This window comes from Granulosicoccus antarcticus IMCC3135, assembly GCF_002215215.1.
GTDB classification, from domain to species: Bacteria; Pseudomonadota; Gammaproteobacteria; order Granulosicoccales; family Granulosicoccaceae; genus Granulosicoccus; species Granulosicoccus antarcticus.
Map to the genome: position 1 here is coordinate 786,268 of NZ_CP018632.1, position 19,161 is coordinate 805,428.

Annotated in this window: 18 protein-coding genes; 7 read left to right on the forward strand and 11 right to left on the reverse strand. The window is 52.9% G+C overall.

Annotation, left to right across the window (positions count from 1 at the left end; all coding sequences use genetic code 11):
* The first annotated feature begins 160 nt into the window (after nucleotides 1–160).
* Genes IMCC3135_RS03435 through IMCC3135_RS03445 form a run of 3 tightly spaced genes read left to right on the forward strand, consistent with a single transcriptional unit; the run spans nucleotide 161 to nucleotide 3,435 of the window.
* Nucleotides 161–1,006, forward strand: coding sequence for a glycosyltransferase family 2 protein (locus IMCC3135_RS03435; RefSeq protein WP_236994740.1), 846 nt, complete (start codon nucleotides 161–163; stop codon nucleotides 1,004–1,006).
* A gap of 33 nt (nucleotides 1,007–1,039) precedes the next feature.
* The gene (locus IMCC3135_RS03440) at nucleotides 1,040–1,735 is read left to right on the forward strand and encodes a TVP38/TMEM64 family protein (protein ID WP_088916314.1); all 696 of its coding nucleotides are present in this window, start codon (nucleotides 1,040–1,042) and stop codon (nucleotides 1,733–1,735) included.
* On the forward strand, nucleotides 1,732–3,435 hold the full coding sequence (locus tag IMCC3135_RS03445) for an ArnT family glycosyltransferase (protein WP_088916315.1): 1,704 nt from the start codon (nucleotides 1,732–1,734) through the stop codon (nucleotides 3,433–3,435). Before IMCC3135_RS03440 ends, IMCC3135_RS03445 begins: the two co-directional genes overlap by 4 nt.
* Before the next feature lie 172 nt (nucleotides 3,436–3,607).
* Here the strand turns inward: IMCC3135_RS03445 and IMCC3135_RS03450 are convergent, their stop codons facing one another.
* The 6 genes from IMCC3135_RS03450 to IMCC3135_RS03475 form a co-directional block, all read right to left on the reverse strand.
* Nucleotides 3,608–4,018: a DUF6165 family protein gene (locus IMCC3135_RS03450; RefSeq protein ID WP_088916316.1), complete on the reverse strand. Its 411-nt coding sequence runs from the start codon at nucleotides 4,016–4,018 to the stop codon at nucleotides 3,608–3,610.
* 47 nt (nucleotides 4,019–4,065) lie between these two features.
* Nucleotides 4,066–5,199: a glycosyltransferase family 9 protein gene (locus tag IMCC3135_RS03455; RefSeq protein ID WP_088921659.1), complete on the reverse strand. Its 1,134-nt coding sequence runs from the start codon at nucleotides 5,197–5,199 to the stop codon at nucleotides 4,066–4,068.
* A 35-nt stretch (nucleotides 5,200–5,234) separates the two neighbouring features.
* On the reverse strand, nucleotides 5,235–6,029 hold the full coding sequence (locus IMCC3135_RS03460; protein ID WP_088916317.1) for a glycosyltransferase family 2 protein: 795 nt from the start codon (nucleotides 6,027–6,029) through the stop codon (nucleotides 5,235–5,237).
* Nucleotides 6,030–6,123: 94 nt separating this feature from the next.
* Complete coding sequence (locus IMCC3135_RS03465) at nucleotides 6,124–7,206, reverse strand: CDP-glycerol glycerophosphotransferase family protein (protein WP_088916318.1); 1,083 nt, start codon at nucleotides 7,204–7,206, stop codon at nucleotides 6,124–6,126.
* A 52-nt stretch (nucleotides 7,207–7,258) separates the two neighbouring features.
* The gene (locus IMCC3135_RS03470) at nucleotides 7,259–8,014 is read right to left on the reverse strand and encodes a hypothetical protein (RefSeq protein WP_088916319.1); all 756 of its coding nucleotides are present in this window, start codon (nucleotides 8,012–8,014) and stop codon (nucleotides 7,259–7,261) included.
* A gap of 238 nt (nucleotides 8,015–8,252) precedes the next feature.
* Nucleotides 8,253–9,374, reverse strand: a complete 1,122-nt coding sequence (locus tag IMCC3135_RS03475; protein WP_088916320.1) for a porin — start codon at nucleotides 9,372–9,374, stop codon at nucleotides 8,253–8,255.
* Between IMCC3135_RS03475 and IMCC3135_RS03480 the strand changes: the two genes are divergently transcribed.
* The 3 genes from IMCC3135_RS03480 (at nucleotide 9,373) to IMCC3135_RS03490 (ending at nucleotide 12,224) form a co-directional block, all read left to right on the forward strand.
* Nucleotides 9,373–9,678 (forward strand): hypothetical protein, encoded by a 306-nt coding sequence (locus tag IMCC3135_RS03480; protein ID WP_088916321.1) that lies wholly within the window; start codon nucleotides 9,373–9,375, stop codon nucleotides 9,676–9,678. The genes IMCC3135_RS03475 and IMCC3135_RS03480 overlap by 2 nt on opposite strands.
* A gap of 123 nt (nucleotides 9,679–9,801) precedes the next feature.
* Nucleotides 9,802–11,124, forward strand: a complete 1,323-nt coding sequence (locus IMCC3135_RS03485) for an AMP-binding protein (RefSeq protein ID WP_157735743.1) — start codon at nucleotides 9,802–9,804, stop codon at nucleotides 11,122–11,124.
* On the forward strand, nucleotides 11,121–12,224 hold the full coding sequence (locus IMCC3135_RS03490; RefSeq protein WP_088916323.1) for a thiolase family protein: 1,104 nt from the start codon (nucleotides 11,121–11,123) through the stop codon (nucleotides 12,222–12,224). Before IMCC3135_RS03485 ends, IMCC3135_RS03490 begins: the two co-directional genes overlap by 4 nt.
* Nucleotides 12,225–12,237: 13 nt before the next feature.
* Here the strand turns inward: IMCC3135_RS03490 and IMCC3135_RS03495 are convergent, their stop codons facing one another.
* Together IMCC3135_RS03495 and IMCC3135_RS03500 are read right to left on the reverse strand one after the other, a co-directional pair.
* A complete protein-coding gene (locus IMCC3135_RS03495; protein WP_088916324.1) occupies nucleotides 12,238–12,936 on the reverse strand; it encodes a nitroreductase in 699 nt (232 codons plus the stop codon).
* A 3-nt stretch (nucleotides 12,937–12,939) separates the two neighbouring features.
* Nucleotides 12,940–14,130: an ammonium transporter gene (locus tag IMCC3135_RS03500; protein WP_088916325.1), complete on the reverse strand. Its 1,191-nt coding sequence runs from the start codon at nucleotides 14,128–14,130 to the stop codon at nucleotides 12,940–12,942.
* Nucleotides 14,131–14,279: 149 nt separating this feature from the next.
* On the opposite strand from IMCC3135_RS03500, the gene IMCC3135_RS03505 reads away from it, so the two are divergent.
* On the forward strand, nucleotides 14,280–15,521 hold the full coding sequence (locus IMCC3135_RS03505; protein ID WP_169727401.1) for an MFS transporter: 1,242 nt from the start codon (nucleotides 14,280–14,282) through the stop codon (nucleotides 15,519–15,521).
* Here IMCC3135_RS03505 and IMCC3135_RS03510 read toward each other — a convergent pair.
* The 3 genes from IMCC3135_RS03510 to IMCC3135_RS03520 are packed head-to-tail and all read right to left on the reverse strand — an operon-like array spanning nucleotide 15,504 to nucleotide 19,021.
* Nucleotides 15,504–16,145, reverse strand: coding sequence for a cupin domain-containing protein (locus tag IMCC3135_RS03510; protein ID WP_088916327.1), 642 nt, complete (start codon nucleotides 16,143–16,145; stop codon nucleotides 15,504–15,506). The genes IMCC3135_RS03505 and IMCC3135_RS03510 overlap by 18 nt on opposite strands.
* Nucleotides 16,146–16,202: 57 nt before the next feature.
* On the reverse strand, nucleotides 16,203–18,077 hold the full coding sequence (locus IMCC3135_RS03515) for a TRAP transporter permease (protein ID WP_205737886.1): 1,875 nt from the start codon (nucleotides 18,075–18,077) through the stop codon (nucleotides 16,203–16,205).
* A 17-nt stretch (nucleotides 18,078–18,094) separates the two neighbouring features.
* The gene (locus tag IMCC3135_RS03520) at nucleotides 18,095–19,021 is read right to left on the reverse strand and encodes a TAXI family TRAP transporter solute-binding subunit (protein WP_205737887.1); all 927 of its coding nucleotides are present in this window, start codon (nucleotides 19,019–19,021) and stop codon (nucleotides 18,095–18,097) included.
* Nucleotides 19,022–19,161: the final 140 nt, after the last annotated feature.

Genomic DNA, 19,161 nt, shown 5'->3' on the forward strand with positions numbered 1-19,161 from the left:
TAAGTTCCTTTCGAAGACAAGGCTTGTTGCCGTGGTGATGTAATATTTACTCGATGTAATACAGTACGAATACATTCATTGGGCTATCGTTAGCGGATATATCTGACGATTGCCATATAACTCTCGTCCATCTCGAAAAATTCAAGAACGTAGCTTTCTTATGACAGTCTCGACTTACCCTGAAGATCCGAGCAGTGCCGCCATTGATATTCAGGTGTTGCCCGAGGTTGATCGTACGCAGACACACGTCAATGAGCATCCGGAGATGCCTCCGACGATCTCCATCGTTATTCCCGCGCATAACGAGCAGCACAATATAGAGCCGCTGTTATGGGAGATACACGACGTTCTCAGTCAGCTTCCGGATGCGGAGATCATCTTTGTAGACGATGGCAGCAAGGATCAGACTCTGGCGGAGCTGCGTCGCATGAAGCGAGACAATATTCCCGGCCTGCGCATTATTCAGCACACTCAAAGCACAGGGCAGAGTGCCGCCATTCTGTCAGGTGTACGGGCGGCACGAGGACATTTGATTGTCACTCTGGATGCAGACGGGCAAAACCCACCTTCTGATATACCCGGCATGGTGGCTCTGGCACAGGCCCAGCCCACCGGTACACATTTCTGTATTGCAGGTCATCGCTTTGAGCGACAGGATACACGCTGGAAAAAAGTGCAATCACGAATAGCCAATGCTGTCCGACAATCAATTCTTCGCGACGGTACGCCGGACACGGGATGTGCGCTAAAGGTTATACCCAGAGAGACCTGGTTACAGCTGCCATGCTTCAACCATATGCATCGCTTTTTGCCGGCGCTGGTTCAACAGACCGGTGGAGATGTCATCGTGCAGAAAGTTTCTCATCGTTCGCGTCAGTTTGATGAGTCAAAATATGCCATGCGTAACAGGGTCGGTGCCGGTCTTATCGATATGGCCGGAGTGCTGTGGCTTGGTTACCGGACACGTATTACTCAAGTCAGGGAATTGTCTGATGAGCAGGACTGAGGTTGTCAGTCTGAGCAACTGCATGCATTGAAGATGGGCAATTCTGATGTGGCTACTGCTACCGTTGCTACGCAGCCATCCGTTCTCTGGAGCATTCTGCGTGGCGTCGGCAAGCTGCTGTTTCTGGTTCTGATTCTCTGGTTTCTGCATGAGATGATGCCGGCTTCAGACACTCTGATGGCGGCTTGGCAGCGGTGGCTTGCCGGAGATCCAACCTCGACTCTGTTGCTGTTCATTGGTGGTGGCATTCTTTTCGTGGCCTTGGGCTTGCCTCGGCAGACGCTTGCCTTATTAGGTGGCTATGTCTACGGAACACTGTCCGGATGCTTATTGGCTCTGCTGGTCACTCTGGCTGGCAGTGTGCTGACCTATGCGGTGGCCAGAAGACTTGGGCGTCCTCTGTTGCAGCGGCGCTTTCCTGCACAAATTGCCAAATTTGATGACTGGACTGCGGATCATGTCTTCGCCAAAACACTCGCACTTCGACTTTTTCCCGTCGGTAGCAATCTGGCAACCAATATTGCCGCTGGTGTCAGTCATGCTCCACCCAGGCCTTTTTTCCTGGCGTCGCTGCTAGGTTTTGTACCGCAAACTGCGGTATTTGCCTTGAGTGGCACAGCCGTTGGGGATTCCAGTCTGTTTCACATGCTGATGGCTATTGCTCTTCTGATCGTATCCATTGTCACGGGTGGATACGTTGTTAACGTCTGGCGGCATCGTAATTCATGAATACTCGAATGGAAAACAACACCAGCGCTCTCTGGTGGATCCTTGGCTTGGCGGCACTTTTGTTTCTGGCTGGACTGGGTCTTCGAGATCCGTGGCCCGCTGATGAGCCTCGGTTTGCCCAGGTTGCCAGAGAAATGGTGCAATCAGGTCAATGGCTGTTTCCAACTCGCGGCGGAGAATTCTATTCTGACAAGCCTCCCGTATTCATGTGGGCGATCGCATCGATTTACTGGTTGACGGATAATCTGCGAGTCGCCTTTCTGTTGCCCTCGGCGTTATGCTCTTTGTTGACTGTCTGGTTAATGCATGATCTGGCGCTTCGGCTGTGGGATCGCAAGATCGCTATTCATGCCAGCCTGTTATTACTGGCGACTCTGCAATTTGTATTGCAGGCAAAGACTGCGCAGATAGATGCCATGGTTGCCAGTCTGATCATGCTGGCTTGTTATGGCTTGCTGCGCCACCTGATTCAAGGCAATGCCTTGGGTTGGTATCTGTTGGGCTGGTTTGCCATGGGTTTGGGTGTCATTACCAAAGGCGTCGGTTTTTTACCAGTTTTTCTGATACTTCCCTGGGTTTTGTTACTGCTCGCAGGCGGCCGACAACAGCTGGCCAAGCCCTCGTGGTGGTTGCTGGCAGGTGTCCCCTGTTTCCTGTTTGCCATTGCCCTGTGGGTGGTGCCCATGAGTCTTGCCGTCAATGCTGCCGGAGACCCTGCGCTGGACGCTTATCGCAATGACATTCTGTTTCGTCAAACGGGTACCCGATATGCCAATGCCTGGGCGCACGTAAAACCTTTTTACTACTATCTGGTATCGGTGATACCGGTACTCTGGCTGCCTACCATATTACTGCTGCCAGGCTTGATTGCTCCCTGGGGCAGAGCTTTTCGCGGGCGTGATCCGCGTATCGTGATGCCGTTGATCTGGATTCTTATCGTACTGGTATTCTTCAGTGCGAGCCCTGGCAAGCGTGGTGTCTATCTGTTGCCGCTGGTCCCGATGCTGTGTCTGGCGACAGCGCCGTTTCTGGCGGCACTGCTTGAACGACGCTGGGTCGCCTTGATCATGCGCGGTTTGCTGGCATTCCTGGCGGTGCTGTTCATCGGTGTTGCCGTTGCAGCTTTTGCCGGAAATGCAAGCCTGTTGGAAGCTGAAATCGAGCATGGTTTCGCCCCGTGGAACCTGATACTGACGGTGGGGCTGATCGCTTTTGTTGCGGCTGTACTGTGCCGATCTGGTGATCGTGTCGCTATGGCCTGGGCTGTGTTCATCGTGCCATTCTGGCTGCTGTATTCCACTTGGGCTTATAGTCTCGTCAATGCCGACAGAACGCCGGCGGCTGTCATGAATGCTGTCGAAGCAATTACCGATGAACAAGCCACGGTTGCACTAGTGGATTTTCGCGAGCAATACTTGCTGTTTTCACATCGCAAGATAACGCACTTTGGGTACAACACTCCGGCAGCAATGCAATTAGCCGAGGCTTGGCAGTGGCAGGGTGAAGCAGGGAATCGCTATGTCCTGTTAGCCGATGACAGGCTGCTGGATTGCTTTGATCCTAGCAAGGCAGTGCCGGTCGGTCGTGCCCATGGCCACGATTGGCGGCTGTATGCCGATACTGCGAGGAAGGATTCTTGTGCGACCCCAGAGCCGACGGTAGTCCGATACAACTATTGGCAGCCAGGCGCGCTTCGCTAAGAGCTGCGATAAACTGCCTGCTGACGACAGGCAGTAACATTATTGAGCTATTGAGCTATTGAGCTATTGAGCTATTGAGCTATTGAGCTATTGAGCTATTGAGCTATTGAGCTATTGAGCTATTGAGCTAAGGCAGAAAATACGTTGATTTTCTGCCGTGGAAAAGGCGGTGTCAGTCTTTGGTTTCGACGCGTCGATAATCGGCGTAGGACTTTTCTTCTACCAGTTCGTAGCCTTGCTCGATACTGATGGATCGCTTGAAAGCAGCTCGGTCATCATTGCGGACATAAACGGATCTGGCCAGCTCGATGAACTCCTGGTCAAATTCTGCCAGTGATTCCTTGATTCTGATTCTGTCCTCGATATCCCACAGGTCCGAGTTGACGGCTTTCAGGTTGCTACGCAGTTCGGCAATATTGGCCAGCAGTTCCTGGTCGAGTACGCTGACCTGATTCAGTTGTGCCAGCTCTGTTTTCACATTAGCGAGCTTGGCCGGATCAGAGATTCGTTCGGATTTGATCTCGAGAATGGTGATCTTGTCGATCAGCTCTCCGAGAGAGACGGGTATGAGAATCTGGCTCATCTGTATAAGTCGGTCAGTGTCAAATGAAGGGAGTGGGAAATATCAGTTTACTGATTTTCGCCGCCTGGCCACCCATGCGCATGAGCGAGGGCATCAATACGATCAATAACCGCTTCAAGACTGACAAGGTCCATGGCGCCGGGTTTTTCGACCTTGGTGCCCCAGGATACTTGCTCGGCCGTGCGATTCAGAAATTTCTGACAAGCTTCATTATACGCATCCACACACCATTGTCGACTGAGGTAGGGGCCACTGCGTTTCGGGTTGCTCGCCGCATGTAGACCGATGACGGGAGTTCTGGTGCAGGTCGCCATATGGGCAGGTCCTGAATCGGGGGATACAAGTGCTGCGGACTGGCTCAGCAAGGCCAGCATGCGCTTGATGGTGTCACGGCCGATCAGATCCACAGGTCTGGTTGTGCACTTGTCAAGAATCGCATCGCCCATGGTGCGTTCAAGCTCACTGGGGCCACCACAGAGCACTACCTGCATGCCGTACTTGTCGGCGACATGGTTTGCGATTCCCGCATATCCCTCAGCGTTCCAATTGCGCAATGCATGACTGGAACAGGGGCTGATCAGAAATGAGGGGCGGCCTCCCAGCTGTTCCCGGGCCCAGTCCAGATCAGATTCAGGAATGGGCACAGACCAGTCCAGTTCAGCGGGTGCTGCTCCGAGACTATCGGCAAAGCTCTGGAAAGCATCGACGACATGCTGGCCACTTTGAGCCGGTATGCGTCGATTGACAAACAAGCCATGCAAATCCCGAGAACGTGCCGTGTCGTACCCGATACGTAAGGGTGAGCGAACCAGGGTGCTGATGATGTTGGCTCGCAGAGAGACCTGGATATGCAGCAGAGCATCAAATTTTCTGCCCCGTAATTGCTTGTGCAACTGGAGCAGACCACGCCACCCGGATTTCTTGTTGAATGTGATGAACTCCACACTCGGCATGTCGTGAACCAGTTTGTGTTCAAAAGCACCAATGATCCAGGTCAATTGGGTATCTGGCCAGGCTTTTTGCAGCCGATTGACCAATGCCACTCCATGGGTGACGTCCCCCAGAGCTGACAGTCTGAGTATGCAGATGCTGCTCGGGGGCGTTTGCCCGGCCTGAGGGGCTTCAGCTGGGGTTGCAAACTCTGCGGAGCCCGACTCTGCGGAATCCGACTCAGCGGGCATTGACCCAGTAGGCTCCGGCAAATTCTGATCTGCATTCATCGCTTGGCCCTGCCTGTTTCGATCTTCTCCATCCTGGTGAGCGTCCACAGGCCGGCGTATTTATTGAAACTGTTTTGAGCGTAGGAGACGGCCGTAAGAAAGCCTATGCTCCCGTCAAGAAAGCCACCTCTGATGAAAAAGATGAGTATGAATGTCCAGAGGCCTCTTAAAACGGCCCCTGTAAGGCTGTGGCAACGCCGCCCCTTGCGAAAGTATTTCTGACTTCCCAGCCAGGCATACTCGACACTCTTGTGTTGTGCATGTCCATAGTTGCGATGAGTGAAATGCAATAGTCGACCCTTTAAGGTGATAGTGCGACCACTGGCGTGCAGCATTTTTTCATGGACTTCATCGTTGCTGAAGAATGTTCCTTCGCGCCACGTCATCCGCAACGGGGAGCGGGCACTACGACCGTAATCCAGTCGCTTTTCATAGATGGTGACTCCCCATTTCATTTTTACAGCGACAACGTCCTGCCTGTCGCGGGACAGGAACTCCTTCAAGGAATTCTGTAGCTCCTCGTCAAGTGCTTCGTCGGCGTCGATGGCAAGGACCCAGTCGTACTGTGCCTGCTCCAGCGCCCGCTGTTTTTGCAGGCCATAGCCGGGCCAGTCGGTTTGCCATATCTTGTCGGTGTACCGGCGCACAATATCCAGGGTGGCATCGGTGCTGCCACTGTCAAATACGATGATCTCGTTGGCAAGATCCTTGACAGATTCCAGGCAACGTTCGATTCGGTCGGCTTCATTCTTCGTAATAATGGTTACCGACAGGCTGTATTGATGGTTCACGTGCGGCTCTCTTGGCCTGGCTGGAGCATGTGGATTGTCCGGATACACGATAATCCCATGTGTTTTGCTCGCTTTGCGTCTAAAAGGTTGATCATCATGCCTTCTCCCGGCCAGGAGGACGCAATCGCCAGTAGGATAATTCTTTGCGCATCTTGAACTTTCTGATCAGGTTCAGTGGTTTGGAGCTGAGTGTTGGGGAGTTTTGTGCACTGTATTGATCGATTGCCTGTAACACACGTTCGGATGAAAGCCCGTCGGTATAGGGGTGCAATTGAGCATTGTAGTTCCTGATTGCTTCGATCAGGCTGGCAGGTCGCGTCAGAGCCTTTTGGATGGCGTCCATCAATTCTTCAGGGTTCTGAATGTCGATCAGCCAAGGTCCGGGGGTACGATTGCGTAACGTCACGACGGGTCGCTCAAGCTGCAGAAATTCCTGCAATATCGATGATGTATCGCAAACCATGACATCTGCCTTCGCCAGCCAGGGCAGCACATTGCTGGTCTCTATGAACTGATAATTGTCTGCCTGTATGGCCTTGTATTCAGCCACGGTAGAGGCAGACATTTTTGGATGAAACTGAACCATCCAATCCATGTCATTACGTGCAACGAGCTGCTTGATGACGGGGAGCAGTGGTAAAGCGCAACTCAAATTCTTTGTGAAGGTCGATGTCAGTATGATCGTTGGACGATGCCGCGGCTTGTGATCGACCGCTTGCTTGAACAGGGAGTCCATTTTAGGCCAGCCGGTCTCGGTTACCCTGAAATGCGGGTGTTCATGGCTCAACTGTTGAAAAACCTGCGTGGTACTGGGCCCGTGTGTGCAGTACAGGTCGAAAAATCCGCGGATAGCAAAATGTGAATCTACCCCACCATTGGATCGCTTGCGGGCATTGAAACCATGAAATACCTGTGTTTTGATGCCGGGAAGGAAGTGCGGCAGCGTATTCTGGGGCGTGATGACGGCCATGGGGTTGAAATCGAAGGCCTCACTCAGATTCGTGCACAACTGATCTGTGTCCTGCAGATAGTTCTCAGGATGCGCATTGCCATGGACAAACCAGGCTGCCAGGTCGCCACGTTGTCTGATTGCATCCTGAATCGGACGCAAGATCGGGAAGCTGTAGTCCTGATTGGCGTAAAGCAGATAGCGGCGAGGACTGTTTAGAGGGCTCATGCGGTCGGAAGTCTAGCCTGTCTGCCGAGTTGTCGAAAGTACTATTTAGTTGTTAGTCGAGTACCAGTTCGACGCTGAGTCCCATGAAATTGACACCACCGCCCTTACTGGCGAACAGGCCGAATACCGTCGATCGGTGGAAAACGCTGTAGCCTAAATAGACATCCTTGATGCCCGGCGAGAAGCGCTGTCCGCCATGCCCGAGCAAATGATTGAGTGATGTCTGCATGGTCCACTCCAGATAATTGGTCAGTTTGGCTGAGGTATCTGGCGCAAAATCCTCGACTTCAACAATAGGGATGCGGCTGACATAGCTCAGGCCTTCACCCAGTCCAATACGTAGTGGAAATTGGGATTTTCCCAGTTTGAAGTGCTTGTAGGCCTTGATGTAAAAGGCGGTGCCAATGGCATCAGGCTGAAATCCTCGTTCGCCGAAGTACTGGATGCTGGCATAGCTTACAACCTCGGCAGGCCAGCCAAACAGATCGTCGCGCAGGAAGCGGCCGACACTCAGGCTGGACAGGTTCGTCTTCTGGTCCGGTTGTTCGTAGTAGAACAGTATGGCTGGCCCGAAATCGCTTTCCGAGGCCGCTGCAAATTGAGCCTGAAGGTACAACGGCTTCTTCGAGGGCGCTGTATCGCCATCATCGATCAGCGTTTGAGGGGCAGGCTCGGCTGAAAGAGTCAGGGCAGGGAGGGAGGGCTGGTCTGCCCGGGCGGTCGGGCCCAGGAGTGCTGTACTCAGAAGCAGGAGGCAGCTGAGAATGCCTTGGCGCTTTCTGGCCAGCAGGTTATGGCTATGAGACAAGAGTGTGGATCCGAGTGTCGGGACAGAACAAGGTCAAATGATACGTTCAGTTCGGCACAAGGATAACCAATATCAGGCATTTGTTCTGTGCTGCCGGGTTGAGCCGGGCGACAACGCGATGCAGCAACTGCTCGGAGCTCAAAAAATGCATGAGCTTACCCCTTTGCAGTAATGCAAAGGAGAGGCGATCCCCGCCATCAGCTTGCCGCTGTGATGGCGAGGGCAGTATCTGTTTGGCTCAGAAAAGGTAGGCGGCGCCGACAGCAACACCGTCACCCAGGTCATCTTCACGGTCAAAGTAGGCAGCTTCGACAAATGTGTAGAGAGAGGGTGTCAGGTCATAGGTTGTGCCCAGCACGACCTCATTGAATGTCTCGTCGTCGTTGTTCGACACACCTGCTGCACTACTGAACTGGGTATTATCAACATCAACAAACTGGTAGGTTCCGTAGACATCTCCCGGACCATAGTGGTAGCGAGCTGACAAGGCATATCTGGCTTCATCGGCTACAAAATTTGTATCCCCAGAGTTGTATTGTTCTATTTTGAAAGCAAGGCGAAGATCGTCAGTGGGTTTGTACTGCATCGTCAGGCCGAACTGGTCACCGGCATCGAAGCTGCCTGCCACATTGCCATTGACGTCCAGAAACTGCCGTCCGGTTACATCACCGTCGTAGTTGTCCAGAGAATCGTAGACGAAGGCAATCTTGACTGCTCCGAGGGTGTATTCAGCGCCGCCAAAGAAGGCAGCTTTATCCGAATTGCCAATATTCTCGTCTTCATCGTTACCCTTCAACTGAAATCCTGCAGCCAGACGCAAGCCCTTGTAATCCGGTGAGAGGTATTGGAACTTATCGCCTTCACGATCAGTGCTGGTGGTGCCTTGAGTATTGAAACCATTCGTGCCCTGAATAGCGCTGTTGGAGTCGGATACATCGAAGAATTCATAGTTGCTGGCCGGATCCTGAATCCAGTCGTCGATCAGAGCATCCCAGGAGCCGACTCGTCCGTCGCCGTAACGTCCCTTGATTCCGAAGTAGGCCTGGTCTCCGGTGTCAATACCGTTCCCCGTCTTGATCTCGTCTGCATCAGATTCGAACTCGTACTTGAAGTAGGCGGTCAGGCTGTCGTTAAGAGAGTGCTCACCGGAGAAACCGATGGTGGAGCCGTTGTCTCCGAATTGACCGCGGGAGTCGGAACCGTTGTCGCCGTCTGCTGCCTGTACATTCCAGTAGGCGAACTGCAGGTTGCCGTACACGTTGAGTATCGTGCCGTCCTTGTTGAGCAGTTCAGCGGAATATGCGTTTGCCGACAAGCTCAGCGCCGCGGCGACGGTAGTTGCAATTATTGACTTTTTCATGACCCTGTCTCTTTTCTGTAATCTGACTGGTATGGAAAGTAGCCGGATGAGAGCCACTCATATTGTCTTTGCGTGTTTGACAAGTGTAAGTTTCGCGTCTATTCATTTCGCTGTGATTGCTGAATTCTTACGTTTATTTATATTGAATTTGTCTGGTGGTTGTGGGTGTGCCTGTGTAGTTGCAGTGCTGAGTGTGCTTGCCGCGTATAATGAGCTTGCTTCTGCGATGGAACAGGTTGATGCAGGTTTGCTGGCGCGTGGCGCCGACTCGCTGTTGCAATCAGTGCGCGATGGCATCGTTTAAAACGCCTCTCACTGACCTGGCATCCCAGACAAGAAGCTCAGACTCACATTGAAATATTCCTCAACTCATCGCTTCCAGCTGCACCCGTCCTCACATGTGCGAAATGCCAGGGGACAGGTGATCTTGCAGCTAGATGATATATCAGGCAGCTCAGGCAGGCCTGGCTCTGCAAGCTCTAATCCCGATGTCACGGCTGGCAAACTGCCTTCTGCTCAGGTTGATCAACGTCTGGCAGTGCGCTTTATCAGCGATGAGAGTCCGGAGCTTGCTCTGTATGACATCCTGCAAGCCTCATACGCTGATAGTCCGTTTTGTGTCATTCCGGCGAGTGTCGACAAGGCTGCATTTGAAGTTATAGTTGCCTCCGATGCGGCAGCTGGTGATGCGATCGGTGCAGGCCAAGCGCAAAGGACAGCTTACGACTACCCACAGTTTCAATGCCTGAGCTCCGGCACCAGTGGCGGCGCACGCCGGATTCAACGCTCTCAGCGGTCATGGATCAAAAGCTTCGATATCAATGCTTCACTGATGCAGGTAGGTACACAGGATAGCTATGCAATCGTGGGTACATTTTCGCATTCACTGCCGTTGTATGCCGCGCTGGAAGCCTGTCATCTGGGTGCCGACATACAGCTTCTTGGTGACTTGCGTCCCGATCGACAGTTGCAGGCCATAGAGGCGCTGGGCACCACGGTACTTTACCTTACACCTACCCAGGCCCGGCAGTTGTGTGGCGTGAAGCCGAACACACGTTCGCATCAGTTCAGCGTGCGGTATCTGTTGTGCGGAGGTGGAAAGCTTGATGAGAAAACACGCTCGGAGTTGAAGCGGTTATTTGCAGGGGCTGCGATTGTCGAATTCTACGGAGCTTCGGAAACCAGCTTCATTACGATGAGCACTGAGGACACACCGTCAGATTCTGTGGGATGTGCCTATCCGGGCGTATCGATCAGGGTTCTGGATGAGCAGGGTCAGCCTGTTTCGGGGAGCGGGGAAATATGGGTGAAAAGCAATTATCTATTTTCAGGTTACGCCAGCGGCGAGTGGCGGGACACACGACGAGCAGATGGCTACTTGTCCATTGGTGAAATGGGGCGGCTTGACGAGGCGGGGAATTTGTATCTGCGTGGGCGTAAATCACGTCAAGCCAACGTGGCAGACAACACCGTATTTTTGCAGGAGATCGAAGCGGTAATGATGCAGCATGCCGCTGTGCATCAGTGCGTGGTGGTGGCTAAACAGGATTCCCTGCGCGGGGAAATATTGATAGCAGTGGTTGAGGGAAAAATTGATGAGGTACTGCGAGTAGAGTTGCTCAAGCATGGGCGTAAGAGCTTAGGGGCCATTCTTGCACCGAAGCAGATTCTGTTTCTGGAGGTGCTGCCAGGGCTGAATGCCGGTAAGCCTGATATTCGAAAGATTCAAACCTGGGTGGATAATCTGTGAACAGTGTGATCGTTGCTGCAAAGCGAACGGCTGTTGCTCCAAGAGGCGGAGCGCTTTCAGCACTGAGCCTGCATGAATTGGCTGCCCCTGTCGTCAAGGCTTGTCTTGCACAATGTGGCATAGAGCCGTCGCAGGTTGACGAAATCATCGTGGGCAATGCATTGGGTGCTGGTGGTAACCCGGCCCGGCTCGTCGGCCTGGCTGCAGGTTTGCCTGAATCGGTTGCGGGTCTGAGCCTGGATCGCCAATGTTGTAGTGGGCTTGATGCGCTATTGATTGCAGATGCTCTTATTCGCTCTGGAAATGCCCGTATTGTGGTAGTGGGCGGTGTGGAGAGTTATTCGCAACGCCCCCATCGCTTCCGAACAATCCCCGGCTCGAAGGATCTGCAAGTCTACGATCAGCCAGCATTTACGCCGTGGCCGGATCGTGACCCTGATATGGCAGAGGCTGCGCAGGCACTGGCTGTGTCGCTGGGGATCGATGCACAGCAACAGGATGACTGGGCGATGGAAAGTCATCAAAAGGCACGTGTCAGCAATCAGCGATTACGTGAAGAAATCGTAGCGCTCAACGATCTGGTGTCTGATCCCTTCACCCGGGACCTGAGCCTTCGAACCTGTCATCGGGCCAAGCGGATTGCAGGTAGTATTTCTACTGCCAACACCGCGGTGGCAGCAGATGCAGCAGGCTTTTGCATTGTTGTTGCCGATGATCTGGCTAGAACCATGAAGGTGCCTCAGGTTCGAATAGTCGGCGGGCAGACGCTGGGCGCCAATCCGGATTTTCCAGGCTCAGCACCGGTTGCTGCGATGAGGCAGGTGATGAAGGCGCGGCACGTCAGTGCGCAGGAATTGCGGTTTGCTGAAATCATGGAGGCCTACGCTGCGCAGGCCATTGCCTGTATGCGACTTGCAGAGATTGATCCGGCGATTGTCAATGTTGGTGGTGGTGCTCTGGCAAGAGGTCATCCCATTGGTGCATCGGGAGCTATTCTCGCGGTACGTCTGTTTACAGAGTTGACACAAACCAGTGGTTACGGCCTTGCAGCTATTGCCGCGGCCGGAGGTCTGGGAACAGCGCTGTTACTGGAAGCCTGATCTGCTTTGGAATTTATTCTTCAAAGCCCTTGAACCAGGCGTAGTTTTCCAGGGGTTCGCGTGTGGTACGGCACTGATTGACAGGCTGCGTCGGGTCAGGCTTACCAAGGGCAATACCACAAACAACCATTTGCGAAGGGTCCAGATCAAGTGCGTCGTGTACGACATCGGCATGATTGGCCAGAGCGCCTATTCCCGAGGTCGCTAGCCCACGACTTTGGGCTGCCAGAAAAAAAGCCATGAGTGCCATGCCCAGATCCATGAAGCATCCCTTGCCCATGTCTCTTTGAATAGAGACGACGATACCGACCGGTGCGTTGAAGAATTGATAGTTGCGTCGGAACTGTTCGCGCCGGGCCTTGACGTCGCGTTTTGCGATGCCAAGTGCGTCATATAAAGCATAGCCTGCTGCCCGTTGGCGTTCCTTGAGCCTGGCAGGCATGGGGTCGGGGAAATAGCTGTATTCAGATACCATGGGTTGGTGATCCGTCATGGCCTCATCCAGTTTGCCTGTCAGACTCGCCAATGCACTACCGGTCAGGACATGGAATTCACCGGGCTGAAGATTGGCGCCACTGGGAGCTGTGCGAGCGCTGATCAGTAGATCTGCCACCGTGCTTTGGGATATGGGCTCCGGTAGAAATCCGCGCACTGAGCGACGCCTGCTAAGAAGTTCGTCAAAACTTGCTGGAATGGCAGGCGTCGCAGACATCGCTTAGTGAGTCGTTGAGGAGATCTTGTGGATGCTGATATCGGCTCCGTTGAATTCTTCCTCTTCTGACAGGCGAATTCCAACAAGCTTTTTCAACGTTCCGTAAATGACGAATCCACTGATCGTTGCTACGGTTATACCGGCCAGTGTGCCGATGACCTGGCTGAGCAGATTGACACCACCAAGTCCACCCAGGGCCTCAGTGCCAAAGATACCCGCGGCAATGCCGCCCCAGGCTCCGCATAACCCATGTAGAGGCCATACACCCAGAACATCATCGATGCGCAGTCGATTCTGTGCCAATGTAAAGGCGTAGACAAACAGGGCACCTGCAACCGCACCGACAATCAGTGAACCGATCGGGTGCATGACATCTGAACCTGCACAGACAGCAACAAGTCCGGCCAGGGGGCCGTTGTGCAGAAAGCCCGGATCGGCACGACCAGCCAGCAAAGCCGCGATAGCGCCGCCTGCCATAGCCATTAATGAATTGATGGCAACCAGGCCACTAACGCCGGCAACGCTCTGAGCTGACATGACATTGAAGCCGAACCAGCCGACAGTCAGTATCCATGCGCCCAGTGCGAGAAACGGGATGCTGCTGGGGGCAAAGTTAGCACCCGGGCCGCCGCTGCGACTATAGCGTCCTTGTCGTGCGCCCAGCAAAATGACGGCACCCAGTGCCAGCCAGCCACCCATGGCATGCACAACGATTGAACCTGCAAAATCATGAAAAGGTGCGCCTGTCAGTCCTTCCAGCCAGGCCTGAAAACCCAGATTACCGTTCCAGACGATACCTTCGAAGAAGGGGTACACGAAAGCCACAATGAGGACGGATGCGGCAACTTGTGGATAGAAGCGGGCGCGTTCTGCAATACCGCCGGAGATGATGGCTGGAATCGCTGCAGCGAAGGTCAACAAAAAGAAGAACTTGACCAGCTCGTAGCCATTGTTGACGGCTAGCTCAGAGGCCGGTGCAAAGAAATCGATACCGTAGGCAAGCGGATAGCCTATGAAAAAATAGGCGACAGTACAGACTGAAAAATCGGTGAATATCTTGACCAGGGCATTAACCTGGTTCTTTTCTCTGACAGTTCCCACTTCCAGAAAAGCAAATCCGGAGTGCATGAAAAGCACCAGGATTGCTCCCAGCAGCACGAATATGACATCGCTGCCCGCTTGCAATGATTCCATTTTGATCTCGACTTGGCAAAAAGCGCCTAATCATACCAATCGAAAGGTGTAACCGCACAAGCTCAAATGACTACCTTTGCCCCATTTTGGGGCAAGGTCCGGATAAGCGTATGATCCGCACAGGTTTCAATCAATCAGAGAGTCGTGGTATGTGGGCTGCAATTCGTGGATCGTGGTCGTTGTTTGTCGGCATGATCTTTCTCATGGTCAGTAATGGATTGCTGACCACCTTGCTCACTTTGCGCGGTAACTCTCTTGGGTTCAGTGACTCTGCTATCGGTTTGATGCAATCCGGATACCCGGTGGGTTCCCTGTTGGGTTGTCTGATCGCGCCACGACTGATCATGCGCGTTGGACATATTCGTATTTTTGCCGCACTTGCTTCAATCGCCAGTGCTGCTGCCCTCATGCATCTGGTTACTCAGGATGTGTGGAGTTGGGGTGCTATGCGCCTGCTCACCGGATTTTGCTTCTCGGGGCTGTACATTGTTGCTGAAAGCTGGTTGAACGGCACTGCCAGCAATAAAAATCGCGGTAGTTTGCTGTCGGTCTATTTTGTAATCCAGACGGGAGGCATTGCATTGGGGCAGCTACTACTCAATTTCTCAAATCCAGAAGGAGTTGTATTATTTGTTGTCGTCTCCATTCTGGTTTCGTTTTCACTGGTTCCCATGCTTGTATCGGATGATGCAATGCCACCCTATGAGCCGCCGGGAAGAATCACTCTGTCAGAGTTGTTTCGCCTGTCTCCGATGGGGCTGGCGGGTAGCTTTCTGAACGGCATTTCACAAACGATACTCTATGTTGCTTTGGCTCTTTATGGTAGTTCGCTGGGGTTGAGTAAAGGTGCCATTGGTGGCTTGATTGGCTGCATGACGCTGGGCGGTATGTTGTTTCAGTTCCCGCTTGGCAAGCTCTCCGATTTAATGGACAGACGCTTGTTCATTGCGGGTATTCCGGCTCTTTCGATTCCGATCTGTATCATGCTGGCGACATTGGAAAACCCGGCAGACAAGCTGTCTTTGCTCTACTTATTGGTAACCTTGCTCGGTGGTTTGACACTGCCCGTGTATTCCATTTGCATGGCGCATATGAATGACCACCTGGATCGCTCCCAGGTCGTTGCTGCCAGCGGCACACTGGTTTTGATACTGGCGGCAGGTATGACACTGGGGCCGACACTGGGCGGTTTTGCCATTGAGAATTTTGGGCCTGAAGGCATGTTCTATCTGCTGTCGCTCATCGCGCTGATGACAGCAATGACTGCATTGTTCAGGTTGTGGAATCGTCCTGCTATCAATGAGAACCGGGTGAATGCTGTTGCGGTGTCGTCAGCGTTAACGCCGGAAGCAACCGCTCTTTATTCCAAGGCTTCAGACCGGGAAGATTAAGGGTCCGTCACACAATAACTTGCGCAAGTTAGTATATGACGATCCCTTAGGGATTCCGGTTCTGTCATCCAAGGTAGCATCAGTTTGCGTGACGCCATCAATCAGTACAAAGACGATGACGCAAGGTACGGTGCCTCGATTAGCCCAGGCGTGGTTGGTGCCGCGTTGTATAACGCAATCTCCGGCTTTCAAATGCACGTCTTCCTTTTCCTCATCCATCATCATGGTGATTTCACCCGACAAGACAATCGCATAGTCCAGCGAGTTGGTTCGGTGCATCCAGGGATGACGTGCATTCTGTACGACATTATCACCGGCGCCCATTTCGGCGAATGCACTTTTACCGTCCAGTTTGGTCATGACCTCAGGGTCTTCCGGCATGAATTCTACCGTACGAAAAACACTACCATTGACTGGTGGGTGAAGAATGAAGGGTCCCTGATTACAGGTTTCAGTCGTACCATCATATTCGGCCGGTGTGCTGTGAGATAACCAGAAGTTGGTCAGGGTCACACCAGGGCGATTGTCGCGTTGGAGAATATCGGTCGCTACCTCATCAGATTCGATGATTGCCGAACCGTTGCTATCGTGGCCTGTTACCACACGCCTGAATTGTCTAGCCATTGGAGTTGATTTTGTCATGGGAATGAAGGGGGCTGCTTGATTACCGCCTGGTTCTGTTCAGGCGGTTACAGGGTTGTTTTTCTGATGTACGAATACGGCAGCTGCAATCAATACGAGTCCAATCAAGGCACTTGCCCAGCCTTGAAACAAAAGACAGAGACCCGCGACGCCGAACACGAGGCGAGATAGCCAACTTAGTGGACTGAATAGACAGCCCACCACAGCTGCGCCTATAGCGGTAATGCCAATGAAGCTTGTAATGACAGCTACCAGATTGTTGATCAGCCCGGACTGTAATAACAACGCCGGTGCATAGACAAAGGCGAATGGCAGTATGAAGCTGGTTATGGCATAGGCTGCCGCTGTCCAGCCAACCTTGTTGATGTTGGCACCCGCGATGCCGCCGGCCACATAGGCTGCCAATGCAACGGGTGGAGTAATGGTTGATATACAACCGTAATAGAAGACAAAAAAGTGGGCCGTCAGAGCGGGAACGCCAAGCTTGACCAGTGCCGGAGCTACGACAGTGGCCAGTATCAGGTAGGCCGCTGTGGTAGGCAGGCCCATGCCCAGAATGATCGAGGTAATCATGGTGAATACCAGCGCCAGAAACAGATAGCCATTAGAGGCCACATCAATGAGCAAGGCGATTTTCGAGCCCAGGCCTGAAATACCCAATATGCCAGCAATGATGCCGGCGGCAGCGCAAGCGGCTGTAATGGGCAATACGCTGATAGCACCTTCGGCGATACCGCCGCAAAGATTCTCAATCCAGACCTTGTCAATGCCTCTGCGCCGGATAATATCCAGTAACAACAAGGCGGCCATTGCCCACAAGGATGCCTTGAACGGCGAGTAGCCCATCAGCATCAGGCCGATGAGTGTTGCGAATGCGGCGATAAATGGCAGGCCCTGAAAAAGTACCGTAGTCAGAGGCCGGGTGTCGGCCTGACGCTCGGTGGCCGGCATGATGCCTGATTTTACCGCTTGCAAATGCACAATGATGAACGCGGAAGCAAAGAACAGCATGGCCGGCAAGATGGCGGTCGCCATGATCGTGGTATAGGGCACGCCGACAATTTCAGCCATGATGAATGCTGCAGCTCCCATCACTGGCGGCATGAGTTGTCCACCGGTCGAAGCTACGGCTTCTATCGCTCCGGCCTGATGTGGTTCATAGCCTTCGCGTTTCATGATAGGAATAGTGACGGTACCAGTCACGGCCACGTTGCCGGCGGCTGAGCCGGATACCATGCCGATCAGCGTGGAAAACAGTACTGCTGATTTTGCGCTGGCAGCTCGCAATCCATGCGTTGAGCGCACAGACAATTCGAAGAAAAAATCACCGGCTCCAAAGCGTGATAACAAGGCACCAAAAATGGTGAACACGATGATATAGGTGGAGGCGACGCCGACGGGTATGCCATACACGCCTTGCGTATCTGTTGTCAGGAATACAACAATGCGCTCTAGCCCGTAACCACGGCCATGGAGCACACCAGGCAGATAGGGGCTGAGAAAAGGGTAGCTGAAAAATACCAGAGCAATAGCTGCCAGTATCAGGCCTACACCGCGACGCGCTGCCTCGAATACCAGCAAGAGTATGACAAGCCCGGCGTAGTAATCGCCATTTTCTGTCAGGCCACCACTGAAAGCTATCTCTTTCCAGCGTGAAAGCATCCATGCGCCCGATGCCAACGTTGCAAGGATAAGCAATGTAGAGAAGGCGATATCAAGGCGACTGCCTTTATGGCGAGTCGCCAGAGGGACGGTGGCAAATAACAGCGAAAAGACCAACAGCACATGCAGCAGACGCATGGGCATTGTGGACATGCTGAACAGGCCTGAGACAGCTCCCAGATGAAAGGCGCCGAGGCCGAAGGCTGCGAAAAGTACTATCGAATCCTTCGCATTTGAGAGTGTCTTGAGCACAGTATATTTGCTACTTGTTATTTATTGAAATAGCGAGCTGCACCTTCATGTAAAGGTATGGACAGTCGTGTGGACATGGCAGGATCAATCTGTTTTGCGTTAGCATTTTCTGCTCTGAATTCGTCCAGATTGTCGAACACCGATGCCACAATTTTCTCTACGACATCTGCATCAGCAGAGCTTGGTACGATCAGCATGTTGCTTACGCCTATGACGGTCGCTGGTGCTTCGGTGTTGTAGACGTCGGCTGCTATTTCAACGGCGATATAGGAACTGACTTTATCCAGGGCCGCTTGTAGCTTGTCTGCTTCAAAGCTGATGAATCGAAGTTTCTGACCGGCAGCTGCCTGCATGACCGCACCTGCTGGATAGCCTGAGAGGGCGAGGGAGGCATCGACATTGCCGTCCGTCAGTTGGCTAAAACCGTCCGAATACGAAAGGAAGCTGGGGGTGAAATCATCCAGAGTCATCTCATGCAGAGGCAGTAGGAAATTCATGAAACCCAGAGTGCCACCACCTGCAGGGCCGACAGCCACACGTTTGCCTTTCAGGTCGGAAAAAGTCTGAATATCAGAATCATCCAGAACGACCATATGCAGGACGCTGGGGTGTAATGCAGCAACGGCACTGATCTCGATAGGTCCGGATTTATACGGACCGGCACCCGCTACTGCCAGGGCTGCCAGATTGTTGTTGGTGATCGCTATTTCGACCTCACCATCACCAATCAACCTGGGGTTCTGCACTGAGCCACCGGTGACAATCGGCACCATGCTGATATCCCCCCCGGCATGGTTGTTGACCAGATTGGAAATGCTCTGGCCCATGGGGTAGAACGCACCACCCAGGCTCGCCGTACCCATACGCAGTTCTTCAGCAGAAGCTGAGGACACTGCTGCAGCCATGACAGCGGCTACCGCTAATTTATTTAGTGTGAACATCATATGATCCCGGAATATTCTCACTGATGAAAATAATCGATAAATGATGTGAGTACAAGTATAAAATCGATTTAATGCATAATTTCTCATTATTTGCACTTTTTGTATGGTTCAGGTGACACTCAGCTGAATTGTCGTATCGA